15 protein-coding genes and 1 tRNA gene are annotated in these 19972 nt (G+C 71.6%); 11 read left to right on the top strand and 5 right to left on the bottom strand.

What is annotated here, in order from left to right:
- Window positions 1-87: 87 nt before the first annotated feature.
- Window positions 88-1170: a YihY/virulence factor BrkB family protein gene (locus CTJ15_RS16335; RefSeq protein ID WP_019462188.1), complete on the bottom strand. Its 1083-nt coding sequence runs from the start codon at window positions 1168-1170 to the stop codon at window positions 88-90.
- A gap of 307 nt (window positions 1171-1477) precedes the next feature.
- Here CTJ15_RS16335 and CTJ15_RS16340 point away from each other — a divergent pair, with 307 nt between their 5' ends.
- Window positions 1478-2488, top strand: a complete 1011-nt coding sequence (locus tag CTJ15_RS16340) for an SAM-dependent methyltransferase (RefSeq protein ID WP_099782180.1) — start codon at window positions 1478-1480, stop codon at window positions 2486-2488.
- Window positions 2489-2661: 173 nt separating this feature from the next.
- On the opposite strand, the gene CTJ15_RS16345 is transcribed toward CTJ15_RS16340, so the two are convergent.
- The 4 genes from CTJ15_RS16345 to CTJ15_RS16360 form a co-directional block, all read right to left on the bottom strand.
- A tRNA-Leu gene (locus CTJ15_RS16345) sits at window positions 2662-2745 on the bottom strand.
- Between the two features lie 552 nt (window positions 2746-3297).
- Window positions 3298-4329 (bottom strand): site-specific integrase, encoded by a 1032-nt coding sequence (locus tag CTJ15_RS16350; protein WP_075823054.1) that lies wholly within the window; start codon window positions 4327-4329, stop codon window positions 3298-3300.
- Between the two features lie 74 nt (window positions 4330-4403).
- Window positions 4404-5216, bottom strand: a complete 813-nt coding sequence (locus CTJ15_RS16355; protein WP_027281464.1) for an IS5 family transposase — start codon at window positions 5214-5216, stop codon at window positions 4404-4406.
- A gap of 21 nt (window positions 5217-5237) precedes the next feature.
- Window positions 5238-5582 carry a hypothetical protein gene (locus tag CTJ15_RS16360; protein ID WP_151904049.1) on the bottom strand — a complete coding sequence of 115 codons (345 nt, stop codon included), beginning with the start codon at window positions 5580-5582 and terminating at the stop codon, window positions 5238-5240.
- Window positions 5583-6308: 726 nt separating this feature from the next.
- Here CTJ15_RS16360 and CTJ15_RS16365 point away from each other — a divergent pair.
- From CTJ15_RS16365 to CTJ15_RS16410, 10 genes are all read left to right on the top strand, one after another.
- A complete protein-coding gene (locus CTJ15_RS16365) occupies window positions 6309-6935 on the top strand; it encodes a chemotaxis protein CheW (protein ID WP_226945962.1) in 627 nt (208 codons plus the stop codon).
- Window positions 6932-8497, top strand: coding sequence for a protein-glutamate O-methyltransferase CheR (locus CTJ15_RS16370; protein WP_226945963.1), 1566 nt, complete (start codon window positions 6932-6934; stop codon window positions 8495-8497). The genes CTJ15_RS16365 and CTJ15_RS16370 overlap by 4 nt, the downstream gene beginning before the upstream one ends.
- Before the next feature lie 10 nt (window positions 8498-8507).
- On the top strand, window positions 8508-9245 hold the full coding sequence (locus CTJ15_RS16375; RefSeq protein WP_075823377.1) for a chemotaxis protein CheW: 738 nt from the start codon (window positions 8508-8510) through the stop codon (window positions 9243-9245).
- Window positions 9246-9251: 6 nt separating this feature from the next.
- Window positions 9252-10919 (top strand): methyl-accepting chemotaxis protein, encoded by a 1668-nt coding sequence (locus tag CTJ15_RS16380; protein WP_019462183.1) that lies wholly within the window; start codon window positions 9252-9254, stop codon window positions 10917-10919.
- Window positions 10920-10953: 34 nt separating this feature from the next.
- Window positions 10954-13362: a response regulator gene (locus CTJ15_RS16385; RefSeq protein ID WP_099781707.1), complete on the top strand. Its 2409-nt coding sequence runs from the start codon at window positions 10954-10956 to the stop codon at window positions 13360-13362.
- Window positions 13363-13433: 71 nt separating this feature from the next.
- Window positions 13434-14492 carry a chemotaxis-specific protein-glutamate methyltransferase CheB gene (gene cheB, locus CTJ15_RS16390; RefSeq protein WP_099781708.1) on the top strand — a complete coding sequence of 353 codons (1059 nt, stop codon included), beginning with the start codon at window positions 13434-13436 and terminating at the stop codon, window positions 14490-14492.
- Window positions 14489-16225 carry a response regulator gene (locus CTJ15_RS16395; protein ID WP_099781709.1) on the top strand — a complete coding sequence of 579 codons (1737 nt, stop codon included), beginning with the start codon at window positions 14489-14491 and terminating at the stop codon, window positions 16223-16225. Before cheB ends, CTJ15_RS16395 begins: the two co-directional genes overlap by 4 nt.
- Complete coding sequence (locus tag CTJ15_RS16400) at window positions 16222-18147, top strand: response regulator (protein WP_058390368.1); 1926 nt, start codon at window positions 16222-16224, stop codon at window positions 18145-18147. Before CTJ15_RS16395 ends, CTJ15_RS16400 begins: the two co-directional genes overlap by 4 nt.
- A 59-nt stretch (window positions 18148-18206) precedes the next feature.
- A complete protein-coding gene (locus CTJ15_RS16405; RefSeq protein WP_099781710.1) occupies window positions 18207-18935 on the top strand; it encodes a GntR family transcriptional regulator in 729 nt (242 codons plus the stop codon).
- Entirely contained in the window at window positions 18932-19912 is a 981-nt protein-coding gene (locus tag CTJ15_RS16410) for a D-glycerate dehydrogenase (RefSeq protein WP_058390370.1), read from the top strand. The genes CTJ15_RS16405 and CTJ15_RS16410 overlap by 4 nt, the downstream gene beginning before the upstream one ends.
- The last annotated feature ends 60 nt before the right edge of the window (window positions 19913-19972 follow it).

The raw sequence follows: 19972 nt of genomic DNA on the forward strand, positions 1-19972 counted from the left end.
TCACAGGTGTTGCCGCCCGGATGGCCCTGTCATGTGTGATGCTCCAGCAATGGCTGGCGAGCGTATCACGAAATGACGGGGTGGCCCCTAGCCGCCCGCCGAGCGCCGGAACAGGCCCAGCCAGGGGCGGCGGCCGTGGCGGATCTCGCGCCCGGCCGCCAGGGTGACGCCCAGCACACCCGCCACCCGCCACAAGGTGCCCTCCCGCGCCACCAGCGGGGCCGGCTGGACAATGCTGGAAGCCGGAGCCGGGGCCGCCACCTTCCGCTCCGCCGCCTTCGGGTCCGCCGCCTTCGGGTCCGCCGGTACCGGTGCCTGCTGCTGGCTGCCTTCCAGCCCGGCATAGGCACGGGTGAACTCGGCGCCCAGCAGGAAGATCTGAGAGGAGTAGTAGACCCAGAGCAGCACGATCATCACGGAACTGGCCGCGCCATAGGTCGTGGCCATGTTGCTGCTGCCCAGATACCAGCCGATCACCGACTTGCCGAGAGTGAAGAGCAGCGCGGTCACGAAGGCGCCGATCGCCACGTCGCGCCAGGGCAGGCTGCGGTCCGGCAGGATCTTGTACATGGCGCCGAAGAGCAGCGCGATGATGCCCAGCGAGATCACGAAGTTCACCAGCGACATCAGCAGCGTGATCTCGGGCGCACCGCCCCGGAGCCAGGTGCTGACCATCGAGATGCCGGCGCTGACCGCCAGCGAGACCAGCAGGATGAAGCCAGTGGCGGCGACCAGCCCCATGCTGGCCGCCTTGGCGCGCAACAGCCGGCTGACGGTTTCGGTGGTGTCCTCGTCCGCGTCGGGCTCGACCTTCCAGATGGCGTTGAGCGCGCCCTGGAGCTCGCCGAACACGCCGCTGGCGGTCAGCAACAGGGTCACGAGCCCGACCACGGTGGCAATGGTGCCGCTGGTGCCGTCGCTGGCGCCCCGGACCATGTCCTGGATGGTGGCGGCCCCCTGGTCCCCGATCAGGCCGCGCAGCTGGTCGTCCAGCGCGCCACGCACCGCTTCCTCGCCGAAGAAGAAGCCGGCGATGGCGGTGGCGATGACCATCAGCGGCGCCACGGAGAAGATGGTGTAGTACGCGATCGACGCGCCACGGCTGAGACAGGAATCGGCGATGTAGCCGTTCACCGTGTCCATGATCAGGGCCCAGATCCTGCGCAGCATGTCACCAAACCTCGTTCCGGTCGCGGTCCGGCCGGCGGGACGGCTTGCCCGGACCGGGAGCAGAACGAGCGGAGCAAGGTTGCGGTTGCCGGGCGCCGCGGCACTTCCCGCGCGATGCCGTGCCCCGCCCCTCCGCATCGCAGCGGGGCTGTTCTCCACGGCCTCCTGCCGGTTTCCCGCCTCCCTTCGCCGCCCGACGCCTGCCGCATGGCGCCCGATCCGACATCCTTCCGTATACCCTTCTCTGGCGCCCGTCTCCGTTCAGGCGGGCTGACGGCGGCGGCCTGCCGGGGTAATGGCGGCCGTCATGACCTCCTCCCGCGCCCCGTCACGGCCCGTTCCAGCGGATGTCCCGGCCGATACCGCCCCGCTGCCCGTGATCCGGGCCGCCTATCGCGCGCATCCGGGCTTCGAGGCGGATCTGGAGGAAACGCTGCGCCGGGCCGGTGCCCGCCTGTCGGCCTGGCAGGGGGATCTGGCCCTCTCGCCCGACGCGCCGGTGGAATGCCCCTGGGCACTGGACATCTGGACGGCACCCCGGCTGCTGCCGGTTCCCTCGATCAAGGGCGCCGCCGGGGCGCTGCGCGGCATCCAGCGCAACTGGGCCCTGTGCTCCACGGGAAACCATCGCCGCGCCGCGCTGATCGAGGCGGCCCTGCCCCCGGTCAAGGCGAAGCCCGTAGCCTTCCCCGCCCCCGTCCCCACCGCGCCGCTCGGGGGATGGACGCTGCTGCGGCCGGACCTGATGCTGGCCAGCCCGGAGAAGACCAGCCCCTATCCCGCCGGCGCGCCGGTGCTGGTGGAGGATCACGAGGGGCCGCCCAGCCGCGCCTATCTGAAGCTCTGGGAGGCCTTTCTGGCGGCCCGCCACTGGCCCGGCCCGGGCGATGCCTGCCTCGACCTCGGCGCCTGCCCCGGGGGCTGGACCTGGGCGCTGGCGAAGCTGGGCGCGCAGGTGGTGGCGGTGGACAAGGCTCCGCTCGACCCGCGCGTGGCCGCCATGCCCGGCGTCTCGGTGCGGCAGGAAAGCGCCTTCGGCCTGGACCCGCGCACGCATCCGGAAGTGGACTGGCTGCTGAGCGACGTGATCTGCTACCCGGCCCGGCTGCTCGGGCTGGTGCGGCGCTGGATCGAGGCCGGCAAGGCGCGGCACATGCTCTGCACCATCAAGTTCCAGGGCGGCACGGACCACGACACGGCGTCCGAATTCGCCGCTATTCCAGGCGCCCGCCTGACCCATGGCGCCTACAACAAGCACGAGCTGATGTTCCACTGGAGCCGGTCCGGGATGGAGCGGCGGAGCCCTGCGGACGGGTGAGATGCCCCGCCCCGTTTGGCCCGGCCAGAGATGCGGGCGATGGGACGCTCATCCCGGAAGCGGGGTTCGCAGGCTTGGTCCGCGTCGCGCCGGGGGATGCGGGCGGCCGGATTCGAACCGGCAAGCCACTGAAGGCTAACAATTTTAAGTCGGAAGGTGGTTCGGAAGGGGAGTACCTGCGACGGGATTTGAACCCGTACTCCCTTGAAGGGAAACGGCTTTTAAGGCCGGTGCGTCTACCGTTCCGCCACGCAGGCAGCGACAACATTGTCTCTGTCTCTCGCCTTGTCTCACGTCGAGACACTGAGACACGCCCTCGTCCGCACCCCTTAGCGCGCGGAAGTCCGCCAGAATAGCCTCCGCCTCCGCCTCGGTCATGTTGGAGCGGAGCCGGTTGAACCTGTGCGATACCCACCGGACGTTTCCGGGAACGTACCCGAGGTGCGGGACGATGCGGTCGAGGCTGGGGCTACTGTCGAGGGGGCGCCCCTTCCCGCGTTGGAGGGGTATCCCCAGGATGGGACACACATCCGGAAGGGGCGGCAGGTTGTCTCTACGAATGGTGCAGGGGAGGCCCTTTCTCCTGGCGCGAACCTGGGCCGCGTTGATGGCGGCAGCCACGGTATCCGGGGAGAACTTCTTCTTCTCCTTCTCCCCGCGCCGGTCGCGCTGCTCCGGATGGGCGATCCGGTAGGCGCGTGTCCGGGCTGCCATGCATGCCCGGCAATAGATGGCGCGCCCCGAAGGGCGCCCCTTGTCCGACCCAAAGGCCGCAGGATCAGTCTCCCCGCAGCCGCCTCGGCACGGCTTCATAAGGCGGCCTCCTGCGTCCCGAGGAGGGCCTGCTCCAGCCTGCTTAACTCGTTCTCCAGCATGTGGGGCGCGAGGTGGGCATAGCGTTCGGTGACGGCCAGGGAGGAGTGGCCGTGCCAATCCTTCACGGCCAGGAGGAGCATTCCGTCCCGCACCTTGCGGCTGCACGAGGTGTGCCGGAGGGTGTGGATCACCACATCGTCCCCCGGCCCGGCCTCCTTGCGCGCCTTGTGAAAGCGGCTCTCGAACCCGTAGTAGGTCAGCCCAAAGACGCTGGCCTCCTTGTCGCCTGAGAAGGGCGGCAGGTACTCCAGGGCGCGCTTCGTCAGCGGGACAGTGCGCGGCTTCCCGTTCTTGGTCTTCCAGAAGGTGACGCGCTTGCGCGCCTCGAAATGCCCTTCCACCAGGGACAACGCTTCCCCGATGCGGCACCCCTCCTCGATCAGAAAGCGGGTGAGGCGCGCCTCTGCGGTCCACCCGTGACGCAGGAGCGCCGCCAGGAGCCTCTCCTCCTCCGCCTCGGTGAGCCAGCGGACGCGCCCAGGCGCCGGAGTGGCCCTCTCGATCACGGGCTTGGAGGAGATCCACCCCTTGGTGGCGGCGGCCCGGAGCATCTTGGAGATGACGGCGAGCCGGTGGTTGATGCTGCTCCCGGAGAGGCCCCTGGCGCGCAGGGCATCCGTCCAGGCGTCGATCTGTGCGGTGGTTATATCCGCGCAGGGAGTGCTCTCTCCGAAATATGCCAGCGCTTCATCAGCCAGGCGCAGAGTGGGGACCACCGAGCGGTTCAGCTTCCACCACCTGTCGTGCGCCGCGTCTTTCGCGTGCCGGAGGGTGCCCACCGGGACGGCGCTGCGGGTGGTAGAGGCGGAGCCGCCCATCTCGGGCATCTCGCCTTTCTTCACCCGAGCGAGGTTCTCAAGGAACCAGACTTCGGCGGCGTTCTTGGTGTCGAAATCCTTGCGCCACCGCTTGCCCCTATGGGCAATGTCGGCGGTCCAGCCTGTGCCGCGTGCGCGGACAGCCATGATACTTCTCCTCGTGGTGGGGACGCCCGTGCGACCGGGCGGACGGCTACGTCAGGAGCGGGAGAGCAGGTTCTCTAGAGGCTGTTGTGGACCTGGGTGATTGAGGTGAGGTGCTTGAGCATGAGGCAAGCAAAGGCGACGAGATGGAGGCCTGCGAGTGTTTCGGGCAGGCGTTCATAGTCGCGGACGAGGCGTCGGAAGCGGGTAGCCCAGGCGAAGGAGCGTTCCACCACCCAACGCCTGGGCAGGAGGACGAAGCCGCGCTTGGCCTCGTGGTGGCGGACGACCTCGAGCTGAATGCCGTGCCTGGCGGCAGCCTCAGAGGGCTTCGGACCGGTATAGCCCTGGTCCACGAAGGCGATCTCGACGCTCTCGCCGGTGGCATTCTGGACGGCGTCGGCCAGGCGCCCGACCTCGGCACGGTCGTCGGCGGTGGCCGGCGTGACGTGCAGCGCCAGAAGGTGGCCGAGCGTATCGACGGCCGCATGCACCTTCGAGCCCCGCTTGCGCTTGGCCCCGTCGTAGCCCGCCCTGGCCCCACTCTCGGGGGTGGATCGGAGCGTCCGGCTGTCCAGCACCGCCGCCGTCGGCTCGGCCGCGCGGCCTGCCTCCAGCCGCAGCACGGCCCGCAGGTCGTGCACGATCGCCTCGAACACCTCCGCCGCCAGCCAGCGCCGGGCCTGGGCGTAGACGATGTCCCATGGTGGCAGGTCATTGGGCATCCAGCGCCAGGGCGCGCCCGTCTTGACCACGTAGCGCAGCCCGTTGAACACCTCGCGCAAGGCATGGCGCCGCTGCCCCGACGCCTCGGGCAGCAGCACCAGATAGGGCGCAACCAACGCCCATTCCTCATCAGATACGTCGGACGGATAGGACTTGCGGGTCATCCCGCAAATCTGGCCCTCACGTCAGTCCACAACAGCCTCTAGGCGCGAGACGAACTTCTCCCCGTCCTTGGTGAGTGACAGTTGCTTGTGGCGCCGATCCATGATGTCCGGACGGCTATCCAAGAAGCCCAGGCCGGGCTGCCCATGCAGCTTGACTTCGGACAGTTCCGCGATGTTCCGCGATGAGACGGAAGGGGACATCTCCATGTCCTTAGCCAGATCGCTCTGCCGAATGTCGGGGTTCTGAGCCACCTTGAGCAAAACCATGAGATTTTCCACGGTCATCGTGGGGTGGCTCTTCCTCACGATGCCGAGGACCGCGAGGATACTACCTAATGATTTCGACTTCGGGACTGTCGCAAGCATTTCCTTCGCCCTTTGCTACCGCTCGACTGAGCGTAATTTCGAGTCTCCAGAGCCAAATCTGCCACGCATTCCGTAAATGTTGCAAGAACGCGAACATCGCCATTTCAGGACGGTTCCATTGTGCGAAGATTTCGATCCTGCCAAATTGGTAGAACCATGCGCTCATTTTGATGCGCGCCCCCTTGGCGCCCTGTGCTTTAAAGTAACGTGATTGTTATATCACGCTACTATAGCAGGAACATCCACAGATACTTCCATCTATACGTGTGTACTGCGGCTTTGCTTTGCCAAATAAATATCGTCAGCCCGCGTATCGGCGCTTTTCGTCTCTATTTTTGGATATCGACTCGTGCGGCGATCACGGGCGGATGTGCGTGACGGGAAATGGCGGGCGGAGGGCATCCAGACCTGACAGTCCGGAAGTTCGCATCCCTCCGCCCGTCCCACCACGGGACACCCTTGCGGGCGCCTGACGGTTACTTGCGAGCCGTCGAGGAGTCCACCAGCAAACCATGGCCGGTGGACGCCCAGGCGGTTCGTTACGCTTGCCGCGTCCGCCCAGGGTACTTGTGCCCGCGTCCCGCGGGGAGATCCGCACCGTGTGGCCCGCCCTTGGACACATGCTGGAAAGGCCGTTTCTCACGCCGGAATCTCGACCAGTGGTTAATTTTCCCGACAGCGGCACACTTTTCAGTAGCTTCTTGGAGGCATCCGCCCGGCTGTGGCATGCTGGCCCGATCCCTGGCCTGCGACGATCCGCCACCTGCCAGCCATGCTGCGGAGCCCTCTTCTCCCTTGGTCGCCTCCCTGTCCGATCCGAACCTGTCCCTTGCCCGGACCGAGCAGCTGGTGCTCTTCGCCGCCGGGGACCCGCAAGGGGGGGCGCGGCTGGCCCTGCGACGGGAGGCGGTGCGGGAGCTGCTGCCCCTGCCGCGCCTCTGGACCCCGCCCGGACTGCCGCGGCTCCTGGCCGGCTTCCTGAACCTGGGGGGAGAGGCGGTGGCGGTGCTGCGCCTGTCGCGCCTGCTGGAGCCGGAGGCGGCGTTGCCGGCGGAGGATGATGCCGCGACCGGCATCTACCGGCACCTGATCCTGCTCGGCCACGGGCGGGAGCGCCTCGCGCTGCTGGTGGACCGGGTGCTGGACGTGGTGCGGGTGCCGCGGGAAAGCCTGCAGCCGCTGCCGGCGGAGCAGAGCCTGAATGGCTGTGCCGAGGCCGAGGTCTCACTGCCCGACGGCTTCGCCCGCCTCCTGGCACCGGAGCGGCTGCTGATGGAACGCGAGCGCGCCACCCTGGCGGAACTGGAAGGGCAGGCCCGGCGCCGCCTGGAGGAATGGGCCGCGCGGTCATGAGCGCCCACCCCGGCCCGCCGTCGCTGCTGCCGGACGCGGCCTTCCTCGAACTCAAGGGCCGCATCATCCGGCGCACCGGGCACTTCTACTACCAGGACAAGGACGAGCTTCTCTGGGAACGCCTGCTGCGCCGGATGCGCGCCACGGCCTCTTCCTCCAGCGAGGCCTATCTCCGCCGCCTGGACGATCCCGCGCATGGCGAGGCCGAATGGTCGGCGCTGGAAGCCGAGATCACCATCGGCGAGACCTTCTTCTTCCGCTACGCGGAGCAGTTCGCCGCCCTGCGGGAACGCATCCTGCCCGAGCTGATCCGGCGCAACCGCGCGACGCGGCAGCTGCGGATCTGGAGCGCCGGCTGCGCCACCGGGGCGGAGCCCTATTCCATCGCGATCCTGCTGCACCGCCTGCTGGGCCGGGAGATCGGCGACTGGCGCTGCCGCATCCTGGGCACCGACATCAACGAATCCTTCCTGGCCGCGGCCCGGGAGGCCCGCTTCAGCGCCTGGGCGCTGCGCAGCCTGCCGGCCGAGGAAAGGGCGCAGGACTTCCTGCCCGACCCGTCCGGACGAAGCTGGCGGCTGCGGCCGCCCTTCCGCTCCCTGGTGCGGTTCGAACGGCACAATCTCCTGTCCCTGCTGGACCCCGCCGCGCCGCTGGACCTGAGCGGCTTCGACCTCATCCTGTGCCGCAACGTGCTGATCTATTTCCACCCCGACACCGTGGCACGGCTGGTCCGCGCCATGGGGGAGAGGCTGGCGCCGGAAGGCTGGATGCTGCTGGGCCATGCCGAACCCAACCCGGCCTTCGCCGCCTTCCTGTCGGTGGAGCAACTGCCGGGCACCGTTGCCTACCGCCGCCGCCCCGCGGCACCCGCCCTCCCGCCCCAGGCGGCACCCGGAGCCGGTGGAGAGGAAGCACCGGCCTGGGCGGCCCCTGCGCCGCCTCCCGCCGCCCAGCCCTGGAGCCCGTCATCGGGCCAGGCCTGGAGAATGCCGTGGCAGAGTTCGGGGCCGGAAGCCCCCGCCGATCCGCCGCCCCTCTTCGTCCCCCCGGCCTGGGTCGGGGCCGGCCGGGCCACGCCGCCGGGGCTGCCGCCCCTACCCCTATCCCTGCCCCTGCCGGAACCCGGGCTGCCCATCCCGGCCGGGCCGGAGGTCGGGACGGAGACTCCGGCGCTGGAGCGGATTCGCCGCCTGGCCAACCGCGGCGAGTCGGCGGCGGCGCGCGCCGCCTGCGCGGAGGCCATCCGTGAGGACCCGATGCAGGCGGCGATGCACTTCTACGACGGCCTGCTGGCCCGCGCCCTGGGCCAGGCCGCGGAAGCGGAAGCGGCGCTGCGGCGCGCCCTCTATCTGGACAGGAACTTCCTGGCCGCGCACTACCAGCTCGGCCTGCTGCTGCTGGATCTCGGCCGGCGGCAGGAGGGGCGGCGCGCCATCGCGACCGCCGCCCGGATCGCCCGCACCCTGCCGGGGGAAACGCCTGTCGAGGAGGGGGACGGGATGACCGCTGCCAACCTGCATGCCCTGGCCCGGCTGCAACTCGGCCTGTCCCTGTCCTGATGCCGGCCCCATGACCAACGGAATCCCCGAACGGGGCTCCGCCCCGGCGATCGGCCCGGGGGGCTCCGCCCCGGTAATCGGCCCGGGGGGCTCCGCCCCGGTAATCGGCCCGGGGGGCTCCGCCCCCACGAAAACGCCCCTGGCGCTTCCGGCGGTAGGCGGGCTGAGCGAGGCACGCGCCGCGCGCCTGCTGGAGGAGCGCGCGGCCCGGCTGGCTGCGCGCCAGGGCCGGGCTGGGGAAACCGGCGCGGCCCTGGCGCCCGTGTTGCCCCCCATGCTGGCCTGCGCGCTCGGCCGGGAATGCTATGGCCTGCCGCTGGAGCGGCTGCTCGCCGTGCAGCCGGCCACGGTCCTGGCGGGCCTGCCCGTGATGCCGCCGCCGCTGCTGGGCCTCTTCGCCCGCGCCGGGCAGCCCTATGCGGTGCTGGACCTGGCGGCGATGCTCGGCCTGCCTCCCGCTCCGCCCCCTGCCGGCCAGGGGGCGGCCGACGCCCCGGCGGGCCACCTGCTGCTGCTGCGCGGCGGGCCGGGCCGGGTGGCCCTGCGCGTGGACCGCGCGCTGGGCGTGGTCACGCCACAGCCCCTGGCCGCGCCGTCCGGTGGGCCCGGTGACCAAGGCGGCGCCGTCGCCGGGCGCGGGCTGGTCCCGGCCGGGCCGCTCGGCCCCCGGGAAAGAGTGCTCGGCCTGCTCGATCCCGACCGCCTGCTGCAACCCTTCCTGTCCGCCACCTCCGCTGCGGGAGCCTGAATCCGCGTGTCGATCGCCAATCGTATCCTCTTCGGCTTCGTCGTCCTGATCCTGATGCTGGCCGGGCTTGGCTGGTACGGGCTGAGCCAGCTCAGCCTCGTGCGCGACACGACGGACACCATCGTCACCCGCGACCTCGCCATGATGCGCCAGCTCGATTCGGTGCGCACCGAAAGCCTGACCGTGCAGGAGGCGCGCAACACCGCGGTGGCGCGCTTCCTGCTGCGCCGGCTGGACCGGCCGGTGCCCGACGATGATTCCCAGCGGATCTGGAACGAGGCCCATGGCCGTTCGGAGGTCGCGATCCGCGATGCCCGCGACCGCGCCCGCCGCTTCACCGACAGCTCGGTCTCCGACGACCGCCGGCGCTCCTGGCAACGGCTGAACCAGTCCCTGGATCGCGGCGCCGGCATCCTGGGCCAGATGCGGGGCCTGACGGAAAAGCAGTTCGCGGCGATCCGCGCCAACGACCTGGAGGGCGTGACCGCGGCCTCGGCGCCGATCCTGGCGCTGTCGCACGATCTCGACACCGCTTTGCAACAGGCCGATGCGGAGCTGGACGAGGCCCTGGCGGCCGGGCAGTCCGTGGTGGCCAGGACCTATGAGGAAAGCCGCCTCTCCGTGCTGGCGGTGCTGGGCTTCGCCCTGCTGGTCGGGGTGATCCTGGCGGTGCTGGTGCGCCGGACCATCAGCGCGCCGCTCTCCGCCTTCATGGAATTCGTCACCCGCGTCGGCCGGGGCGACCTGTCGGGCGCCGCGGCCGCCACGGGCAAGGACGAGATCGGCCAGCTCGGCGCCACGCTGAACGGGATGGTGGAGGGCCTGCGGCAACTGACGCGGCAGAGCCGGGAGGTGACCGAGAACCTCAACGCCGCCGCCGCCGAGATCCGCGCCTCCACGCAGGAGCAGGCGGCAGGCGTCGAGGAGCAGCTCGCGGCGGTGCAGGAGACCGCGGCCACGGCCGACGAGATCACCCATACCGGCACGCAGATCGGCAAGCGGGCGCAGGAGGTGATCGCCTCCGCCCAGGCGGCGGCGCGCAACAGCAGCGCCGGGCTGCGCGCCGTGGACGACACGATGCTGGCCATGGACTCGATCCGCGAGCAGGCGGAGGCCGTGGCCACGAACATCGTGTCGCTGAGCGAGAAGACCCAGGCGATCGGCGAGATCATCGCCACGGTGAACGACATCTCCGAACGCTCGCACCTGCTGGCGCTGAACGCCGCCATCGAGGCGGCTGCGGCGGGCGAGCAGGGCCGCTCCTTCGCCGTGGTGGCCGCCGAGATGAAGACCCTGGCCGACCAGGCCAAGGAGGCGACCTCGCAGGTGCGCTCCATCCTGGGCGACATCCAGCGCGGCATCAGCGCCTCGGTGATGCTGACGGAGGAGGCGGTGAAGCGCGTCTCCGCCGGCAAGGCGCGCACCGACACCACCCATGCCACGATCCGCGAGATCACCGGCAGCATCCAGGAGAGCGTGCAGACCTTCCAGCAGATCGTCGCCAGCACCAACCAGCAGCAGCTCGGCATCGAGCAGGTGATGGGCGCGCTGGGCAACATCCGGCAGGCGAGCCAGCAGACGGCGGCCAGCACGCGGCAGCTCGACACGGCGGCCAGCAATCTCAGCCAGCTGGCGCAGCAGCTCGTCACGCTGGCCGACCGCTACCGGCTCTGAGCGCGGCACCGGCAAGCGAAGAGGCCGCGCGCGCATGTCCGACTTCCGCCAGGAACTGCTGGCCGCCTTCGCGGTGGAGCACCGGGAACACCTGGATGCCATCCGCGCCGCCCTGGCGGCGGCGGAGGCCGGGCGGCCGCTGGACCTGCGCGACATCTTCCGCCGCGCGCACAGCCTGAAGGGCGCCGCCCGGGCGGTGGACCTGCCCGCGGTGGAGGAGCTGGCGCACCGGCTGGAAACGCTCTTCTCCCGGCTGGGCGAGGGCCGGATGCCGCTGGATGCCCGGGCCCAGGCGGTGGCGCAGCAGGGGCTGGACGCGGTCGAGACCCAGGTGGCCGCGCACCTCGCCGCCGCGCCGGAGGAGGACGGGCCGCCCCCGCCGTCGGCGGCCCTGGCGGCGCTCGACGCGCTGCTGGGCGCCGCCGCGCCGGATGCCCCGGCGGAGGCGCATGGGGCGCCCCCGGCGGCGCCCCGGCCCGGCCCGGCGGAACGGCCCGGCGAGGAAGGCGGCGAGAAAGAGGCGGCACCCGCCGCCACGCCAGGAACCTCCACGTCAGGAACCTCCCCCCCGGCACCCGCCGAGCGGCATCCGGTGGCAGGCGGCGGCGAATACCTGCGGGTCGAAGCGGGACGCGTCGATGCCCTGTCCGGCCTGCTGCACGAGCTGTCGGGGGAGTTGCAGAACCAGGATCGGCAGGCGGAGGCGCTGCGCCGGCTGGAGCGCCGGCTGCGGGGGTTGCGCCGGACCTGGCAGGAGCTGCGCGGCGAGGCCGGAAAGGCCAACGGGGGCGGCGCGGAAGCGCGGCTGCGGGAATTCGACCTGGCGCTGTCCGGCCTGGGGCGGGAGCTCGCCGCCCTGGTCCGCGACGGCCGCGACGCGGCCTGGAACGCGGATCAGCTGTCGCGCCGCCTGCGCCAGGGGGTGGAGCGGATCTCCCTGGTTCCGGCCGAGGCGGTGCTCGGCGGCCTGGGCTCCATGACGCGCGACCTCGCCCGCTCCGAGGGCCGGGAGATCGCCCTGCGGCTGGAAGGGATGGAGACCGAGGCCGACCGCCGCGTGCTGCAGGCGCTGAAGGACCCGGTCCTGCACCTGCTGCGCAACGCCGTGGGGCATGGCGGCGAGGCGCCGGAGCGGCGGCGCGCCCTGGGCAAGCCGGAACGCGGCGAGGTCGGGCTGCGCGTCGAACTGGGCGGTGGACGGCTGCGGCTGCGCGTCTTCGACGACGGCGCCGGGCCGGACCCGGAGCGCATCGAGGCCCAGGCGGTGCGCCAGGGCCTGCTGCCCGCCCGCAGCACCGAGGCCCCACCCCCGGCCGAGGACCGCCTCCTCGCCCTGGTCTTCGAGCCCGGCTTCTCCACCGCCGAGGCGGTGGGGCGGCTGTCGGGGCGCGGCATGGGCCTGTCGGTGGTGGCGGAGGCGGCGCGGGCGCTGCACGGCCATGCGCTGATGCGGCGGCGCCACCCCTGGGGGACGGAGGTGGTGATCGACCTGCCCTTTTCCGCCACGCGGCAGAACGTGCTGCTGCTGGAGGCCGGCGGCCATCCCCTGGCCCTGCCGACCCATGGGGTGGAGCGCCTGCTGCGCCTGCCCGAGGCGGCGCTGCAATGGGCGGAAGGCCATCTCGCCACCCGCATCGCATGGGGTGGACGGGACGTTATGCTTCCCGTGACAAACCTCGCCTCCCTTCTCGGTGTCTCCGGCGCCCGGCTGCCCACCGAGGCCGGCCAGCTGAGCGCGGTCCTGCTTCGGGCCGGGGAGCGGCGCTGCCTGCTCGCGGTGGAGGCGCTCTCCGACGTGCGGACGCTGCCCGTCTCGGCGGTGGATGCGGGCGCGGGGGGCGGCTGGGGGCTGGACCCCGCCCTGGTCTCCGGCCTAGTCCTGCCGGCGGGGAGCCTGGTGCCGCTGCTGCGCCCCGAGGGGCTGATGGACCGCTGGCTGCGCGGCATGGGCGGCACCGGCGAGGGCCACGGCGCCGGGGGAGATGCCGGAGGCCAGGCCGCCGGGGGCCGGAGCGACAGGCTCGGCCTGGTGCCCCGTCCCGGCGCTCCGGCGGGCGAGGCGGAGGCCGGCGAGCGCGCCAGTATCCTGGTGGTGGACGATTCCATCACCACGCGGACCCTGGAGAAGAGCATCCTGGAGGCGCAGGGCTACCGCGTCCTGCTGGCCGTGGACGGGGTGGAGGCGCTGAACCTCCTGCGCGGCGGCGAGGCGGTGATCGACCTGGTGCTCGCGGATGTGGAGATGCCGCGGATGGACGGCTTCGGTCTCCTGCAGGCGATCAAGAACGACCCGCGCCTCGCCGGGCTGCCGGTGATCCTGATGACCTCCCGCGCCGACGAGGCGGACATCCGGCGCGGGCTGGAACTGGGCGCCGGGGCCTATCTCACCAAGCAGAAGTTCGACCAGCGCGAGCTCCTGGCCACGATCGGGCAACTGCTGTGAACGGCGCCGCCCCCTCTCCCGGCTCCTCCCGGGGGCAGCTCCCCTCCGGACGGACGCTGCCCGTCAGGGTCATGGTCGTGGAGGACTCGCTGGTGGTGCGCCGGCTCCTCACGCACATCATCGCCAGCGACCCGCGCCTGCTGCTGGTGGGGGCGGTGGAATCGGCGGAGGAGGCGCTGCGTTCGCTGCCGCGCCTGCGGCCCGATGTCGTCTCGATGGACATCCGCCTGCCCGGCATGGACGGGCTGGAGGCGACGCGGCGGATCATGGAGGAGAACCCGACGCCGATCGTGGTGATCGCCGACGCGGTGGAGGATGCCTCGCTGCGCATCTCCATGAACGCGCTGCGCGCCGGGGCGCTGTCGGTGGTGGAGAAGCCGGTCGGCCTGTCCTCCCGCCACTACGAGGCGATCGCGGAGGAGATCTGCACCCAGCTCTTCATCATGAGCCAGGTGCCGGTGATCCGGCGCCGCGCCATCGGCCGGGCCGCCGAGCCGCCCTTCCCGGTCCTTCCGGAAGCCCTGCCCATGGCGCCTCCCGGCGCCGCGCCCGTGCGTCCCTCGGTGGTGGCCATGGCCGCCTCCACCGGCGGGCCGCCGGCCCTGGCGCGGGTGATCGGCGCCCTGCCCGCCGGCTTCCCGGCGCCGCTCCTGCTGGTGCAGCACATGGGGGCGCCCTTCATGGAGGGCTTCGCCGCCTGGCTGGACGGTCTCGTTCCCTTGAAGGTGGAAATTGGCCGCGATGGGGTGACGCCCCTGCCCGGCCATGTCTATGTGGCGCCCGGCGACCGGCACCTGCTGCTGTCGCGGGCCGGTCCGTTGCAGGTCAGCGCCGGTCCCCCGGTGGGCGGCCAGCGCCCCTCGGCCAACCTGCTGTTCCGGTCCGTGGCGGAGGCCGCCGGGACCAGGGGGCTGGGAATCCTGCTGACCGGCATGGGCGAGGATGGAGCGAGGGGGCTCACGGAGTTGCGGCGCCAGGGCGGCTTCACCATCACCGAGCACGAGAGCAGCGCCGTCGTCTATGGCATGCCGGCGGCGGCGGTGCGGTTGGGCGGCTCCTCGGCGAGCCTGCCGCTGCACCTGATCGCGCCGCGCCTGCTGCGCCTGGCCATGCCGGAGGCGCGTGCATGAACGGCGAAGCCAACGCCGGCGCCAGCATCCTGCTGGTCGAGGATTCCGACACCCAGGCCCTGCAGCTTCGCCGGATGCTGGAACAACAGGGCTTCGCCGTGACGCGCGCGGCCACGGCCGAGGCGGCGCTGGACGGGCTGAACGACGGGCTGCCCGATCTGGTGATCGCCGACTACCACCTGCCCGGCATCAACGGCGACGAGTTCTCGCGCCGCATCCGCATGAACCTGCGCACCCGGGCGATTCCGGTGCTGATGCTCACCAACGCGCGGGAGCAGGACCTGGAGCGGCAGGGGCTGGAAAGCGGCGCCGATGCCTATGTGTCGAAGGCCGCGGGACAGGAGGTGATCCTGCTGCGGCTGCGGGCGCTGCTGCGCCGCCGGCCGCGAGGCGCCGAGGAGGCGCCGCCACCCGCCGGCTCGCAGGCACAGCCTGCCTTCCGCCGCGCCGCCATCCTGCTGGTGGAGGACAGCGCCACCCGCAGGGCCTGGATGAGCCGCCTGCTGTCGCAGGACGGCTACGCCGTCCATGCCGTCGCCGGGCCGGAGGAGGCGCTGGCCGCCGTGCAGGCCGAAGGCGCCGCCTGGGACTGCGTCGTGATCGCCATGCTGAGCCCGGGCTTCGACGGCGTGGCGCTGTGCCGCCGCCTGAACGCCCTGCGCAGCGGGCCGGGCGAAGGGCCGTCCTTCCAGATCGTGGGCCTCGGCAACGACGAGAGCACGGGGCGGGAGATGCTGTCCCAGGTTTTCGAGGCCGGGGCGGACGACCTGGTCTCGGCCACCGCCAGCGCCGAGGCGATCCGGCTGCGCATCCGCACCGTGGTGCGCCGCCGGCTGATGCAGGAGGAGAACCGCCGCATCGATGCCGAGCTGCGCGGGCGGGAGCTGGCCCTGGCCCATGCGCGGGCCGAGGCCGCCGCCGCCGAGGCCCGGGCCGCGCTGGCCGAGGCGCTGTCACGCGCCAATGCGGAGCTGGAGGAAGCGAACCGCCAGCTCCGCGACACCCAGGCCAAGCTGGTGCAGGCCGCCAAGATGGCCTCGCTGGGCGAGCTGGTGGCAGGCATCGCGCACGAGATCAACAACCCCCTGGCCTTCATCCTGGCGCACCAGGGCACGGTCGAGCGCGTGCTGGAACGGCTCGGCCCGCATGTCGATGGGCAGGCGGAGGCCCAGGCGCTGGTGGAGAAGGGGCTGCAGCGCTCGCATTCCATGACGCTGGGCCTGAAGCGCATCCAGGACCTGGTGCTGAACCTGCGCAAGTTCTCGCGGCTGGAGGATAGCGGCTTCCAGACGCTCAACGTGCCGGAAACGATCGAGACGGTGGTGGCGCTGTTGACGCACAAGCTGTCCAACCGCATCGTGGTGCGGCGCCAGTTCGATGCGAGGCCGGAGCTGTTCTGCTCCCCCGCCCTGCTGAATCAGGTGGTGATGAATATCGTGGGCAACGCGGCGGATGCGATCGAGGACCAGGGGACCATCACCATCGCCACGCGCGAGTCGGACGGGCAGTACGTGATCGAGATCGCCGATACCGGCCCCGGCGTGGCGGAGGAGCTGCGCGAGAGGATCTTCGAGCCCTTCTTCACCACCAAGCCGATCGGCTCCGGCACCGGGCTCGGCCTCGCCATCGCCTACAACGTCGTGCGCGCGCATGACGGGCACATCGCCGTGGGAACCTCGCCGGAAGGCGGCGCCCGCTTCACCATCAGCGTGCCGCTGCGGGCCACCACATGAGCAGCCCTCCGTCGCACGGCCCGGGCGGCCCGGCACGGCCGGATGCCCGCCGGGGCGCCCACCGGGGCACGATCCTGCTGGTGGATGACGAGGCGGAGATCGTCACCGCGCTGCAGGACCTGTTCGAGGACGAGTACGACGTCCTCGCCACCACCTCGCCCACCGATGCGCTGCGGCTGCTGCAGCACGACCCGAACGTTTCGGTGATCCTGTCCGACCAGCGCATGCCGGGCATGACCGGCGACCAGATGCTGGCCCGGGCGCGCGACATCACCCATGCCGAGGCGCTGCTGCTGACCGGCTACGCCGATCTCGACGCGGTGGTCTCGGCGCTCAACAAGGGGCGCATCGCCGGCTATTCGCCCAAGCCCTGGGACCCGGTGGCGCTGCGCGGGCTGGTGGGCAGCGCGCATGACCGCTGGGCCCTGGCGCGCGCGCTGGAGACCGAGCGCAGCCTGTTGCACGGGCTGCTGGACAATTCCCCCGGCCGCCTCTCCTTCAAGGACGCGCAGGGCCGCTTCGTGCGGCTGAACGTGGCCAAGGCGGAATCGATGGGCCGCAGCGTGGCGGAAAGCCTGGGCCGGCGCGAGCAGGACTTCCTGCCCCCCGAGGCCGCCGAGGCGCTGACGCGGATCGAGGCGGAGGCGCTGCACCGGCGCGGTTCCGCCGAGGTCGTGGAGGAGGAGCGCCAGGAGGGCGAGACGCGCTGGTTCTCGGTGAGCCGCGTGCCGGTGATCCGCCAGGACGCGCCCGCCTTCCTCGTGACCATGGAGCACGAGATCACCGAGCGCCGGAACCTGGAGGCCCGGCTGCGCCAGGCGGACAAGATGCAGGCGCTGGGCACCATGGCGGGCGGGGTGGCGCACGACTTCAACAACCTGCTGACGGCGATCCTGGGCAACCTGCAGCTCGCGCTGCGCGCCGCGCCCGAGGGGTCCCGCCAGCAGCGGCAGCTCCGCAACGCCATCGCCGCCGCCGAGCGCGGCTCCGGGCTGACGCAGCGGCTGCTCTCCTTCAGCCGGCAGCGCGACCTCGACCTGCGGCCGGTGGATGCGAACGAGCTGGTACAGGGGATGGAGGACCTGCTCGGCCGCACCCTGGGCGGGCTGATCCGCATCGAGCACGACCTCGCCCCGGATCTCGCCCCGGTCCTGGTGGACCCGGGGCAGCTGGAGCTGGCGCTTCTCAACCTGTGCATCAACGCCCGCGACGCCATGCCGGAAGGCGGGGTCCTGACCCTGGGCACGCGCCGCGCCAGGGTCGAGCCCGGCAGCGTGCCGGAGCTGAAGCCCGGCGACTATGCCGCGCTCTCAGTGCGCGACACGGGCGCCGGCATGGCGCCGGAGGTGCTGGGCCATGCCTTCGAGCCCTTCTTCACCACCAAGGAGGTGGGCAAGGGCACGGGGCTGGGCCTGTCCATGGTCTATGGCCTCATGCGCCAGTCCGGCGGCGGCATCCGCCTGCAAAGCGGACCGGGGCAGGGCACGCTGGTGGAGCTGTTCCTGCCGCTTTCCGACCGCCTGGGTCCGGAGCAGGGCCATGCCGGCACCACGCCGCTGCCACGGACGCGGCCGCTGCGGATCCTGGTGGTGGATGACGACCCCGCCGTGCGCGAGGTGACGGCGACCTTCCTGGAGGAGCTCGGCCACGAGATCCTGGAGGCCGGGGACGGCCCCACCGCCCTCCGCACGCTGGAGGACGAGGAGATCGACCTGATGGTGGCGGATCTGGCGATGCCCCTGATGTCGGGGGCCGAGCTCGCCGCCACGGTGAAGGCCTCCCACCCCCGGATGCCGGTGCTGCTGGTGACCGGCTATGCCGAACTGGACAAGCTGCCCAAGGAATACCCGCTTCTGCACAAGCCCTTCCGGCAGGCGGATCTGGCGCGGTGCATCCAGGAGCTGATGGAAGGCCAGGGCTGAGCAGGGCGAGTGACACGGCAGGCTGGTGACAGAAACTGCCCGACTGATATTGTAGATTCATGCCGCCCGCCGCCCCGATCCCCCTGGAGATCGAAACCACGCCCAGCCTCGCGGAGCGCGCCTATGTGCGGCTGCGGGATGCCATCGTGGAGGGAAGCCTCGCCGCCGGCAGCAAGCTGTCCGAGCGCCGCCTGGCCGCCGCACTGGGCATCTCCGCCCAGCCGGTGCGCGAGGCGCTGCGGCGCCTGGAAGGCGAAGGGCTGGTGGAGACCCGCCCCAAGAGCGGCACCTTCGTGTCCGCCCTGGACAGCGACAGGCTGGCGGAAATGGGCCGCATCCGCGCGGCGCTGGAAGGTGCCGCGGCGTCGCTGGCGGCCCGCCGGGTGGGTCCGGCCGACCTGCGGGTGCTGGAGCAGCGGCTCGGCGCCATCCGCGCCGCGACGGATCAGGGCGACCGCGCCGCGCTGGCCGGGGCCAACGACGCCTTCCATACCGCCCTGCACCGGATCACCGGCAACGCCTTCCTGATCCGCAGCCTGCAGGCCCTGCGCGCCTATTTCCACGTCGGCAGCCGGCGCGTCCTGGCCGGAGAGGCGGAGATCCGCCTCGCCCTGGAGGAGCACCTGGCCATCCTGGATGCCATCGCCGCCGGCGAGGCGGAACAGGCCGAGCGTCTGATGCGCGCCCATGCGCTGCGCTCCCTGGCCGTGGCCTTCCCGGAAGCGGACCGTTGCCCCCCTGCCCCGCGCCCGGCCTCCCCTGACGAAAAGGACTCGCACGAATCATGACCGAGGATCAGTCAGCCCAGGGCAGGCCGCGTGTCCTGGTCGCCCGCCGGGTGCCGCCGAACGTCGCCGCCCGCGCCCGCGAGATGTTCGATGCCATCGTCACCGAGGCGGACATGGATGCCGACACGGCGCTGCGCGTGATCCGCGAGGAGCGCATCGCCGGCCTCTTCTCCGGCCCCAAGGTGAAGTTCACCGCCGCCCATGCCGCGGCCATGCCGGACGGGCTGAAGGTGATCGCCAATCCCGGCGCCGGCTACGACCACATGGATGTGGAGGCCGCCAGGGCGCGCGGCATCGTCGTGACCAACGCGCCGGACGTGGTGACGGACTGCACCGCCGACCTCGCGCTGATGCTGATCCTGAACGCCAGCCGCCGTGCGCGCGAATACGACCAGGTGATGCGCGAGGGCTGGCGCAGGCCCTATGGCATGCCGGACCTCCTGGGACTGCGGCCGAGCGGCAGGACACTCGGCATTGTCGGCATGGGGCGCATCGGCCAGGCCGTGGCGCAGCGCGCGCGCGGCTTCGGCATGAGGATCCTCTACAACAACCGCCGCCGCCTGCCGCCGGAGCTGGAGCAGGGCGCCGAATATGTCGCGGAACTGCATGACCTGCTGCGGCGCTCGGAGATCCTGTCCCTGCACCTCCCCGCCAGCGCCGAAACGGGCACGCTGATGACGCGGGAACGCTTCGCCCTGCTGCCGCGCGGCGCCGTCTTCGTGAACACCGCGCGCGGCTCCCTGGTGGACGAGGACGCGCTGATCGAGGCGCTGGAATCCGGCCAGCTCTTCGCCGCGGGCCTCGACGTCTTCCGCAAGGAACCGGATTTCGACACGCGCCTCGCCGCCTTGCCGAACGTCTTCCTGACGCCGCATGTGGCCAGCGCCACGGTGGACACGCGCGACGCCATGGGTTTCCGCACGCTGGACAACATCGCCGGCGTGCTCTCCGGCCGGGGCGCGATCGATCCGGTCTGAGCAGGGTGCCGGCCCGTTCTGCCCGGAGGGAGGAGCGGGCGTCAGGCGTTGCGCCCGGCG

This window comes from Roseomonas sp. FDAARGOS_362, from assembly GCF_002754815.1.
GTDB lineage: Bacteria > Pseudomonadota > Alphaproteobacteria > Acetobacterales > Acetobacteraceae > Roseomonas > Roseomonas mucosa.

Excerpts from the sequence above, each read along its gene's own strand:
- CTJ15_RS16335 (WP_019462188.1), bottom strand. The coding sequence starts at position 1,170 with ATGCTGCGCAGGATCTGGGCCCTGATCATGGACACGGTGAACGGCTAC.
- CTJ15_RS16340 (WP_099782180.1), top strand. The coding sequence starts at position 1,478 with ATGACCTCCTCCCGCGCCCCGTCACGGCCCGTTCCAGCGGATGTCCCG.
- CTJ15_RS16350 (WP_075823054.1), bottom strand. The coding sequence starts at position 4,329 with ATGGCTGTCCGCGCACGCGGCACAGGCTGGACCGCCGACATTGCCCAT.
- CTJ15_RS16355 (WP_027281464.1), bottom strand. The coding sequence starts at position 5,216 with ATGACCCGCAAGTCCTATCCGTCCGACGTATCTGATGAGGAATGGGCG.
- CTJ15_RS16360 (WP_151904049.1), bottom strand. The coding sequence starts at position 5,582 with ATGCTTGCGACAGTCCCGAAGTCGAAATCATTAGGTAGTATCCTCGCG.
- CTJ15_RS16365 (WP_226945962.1), top strand. The coding sequence starts at position 6,309 with ATGCTGGCCCGATCCCTGGCCTGCGACGATCCGCCACCTGCCAGCCAT.
- CTJ15_RS16370 (WP_226945963.1), top strand. The coding sequence starts at position 6,932 with ATGAGCGCCCACCCCGGCCCGCCGTCGCTGCTGCCGGACGCGGCCTTC.
- CTJ15_RS16375 (WP_075823377.1), top strand. The coding sequence starts at position 8,508 with ATGACCAACGGAATCCCCGAACGGGGCTCCGCCCCGGCGATCGGCCCG.
- CTJ15_RS16385 (WP_099781707.1), top strand. The coding sequence starts at position 10,954 with ATGTCCGACTTCCGCCAGGAACTGCTGGCCGCCTTCGCGGTGGAGCAC.
- cheB (WP_099781708.1), top strand. The coding sequence starts at position 13,434 with ATGGTCGTGGAGGACTCGCTGGTGGTGCGCCGGCTCCTCACGCACATC.
- CTJ15_RS16395 (WP_099781709.1), top strand. The coding sequence starts at position 14,489 with ATGAACGGCGAAGCCAACGCCGGCGCCAGCATCCTGCTGGTCGAGGAT.
- CTJ15_RS16400 (WP_058390368.1), top strand. The coding sequence starts at position 16,222 with ATGAGCAGCCCTCCGTCGCACGGCCCGGGCGGCCCGGCACGGCCGGAT.
- CTJ15_RS16405 (WP_099781710.1), top strand. The coding sequence starts at position 18,207 with ATGCCGCCCGCCGCCCCGATCCCCCTGGAGATCGAAACCACGCCCAGC.
- CTJ15_RS16410 (WP_058390370.1), top strand. The coding sequence starts at position 18,932 with ATGACCGAGGATCAGTCAGCCCAGGGCAGGCCGCGTGTCCTGGTCGCC.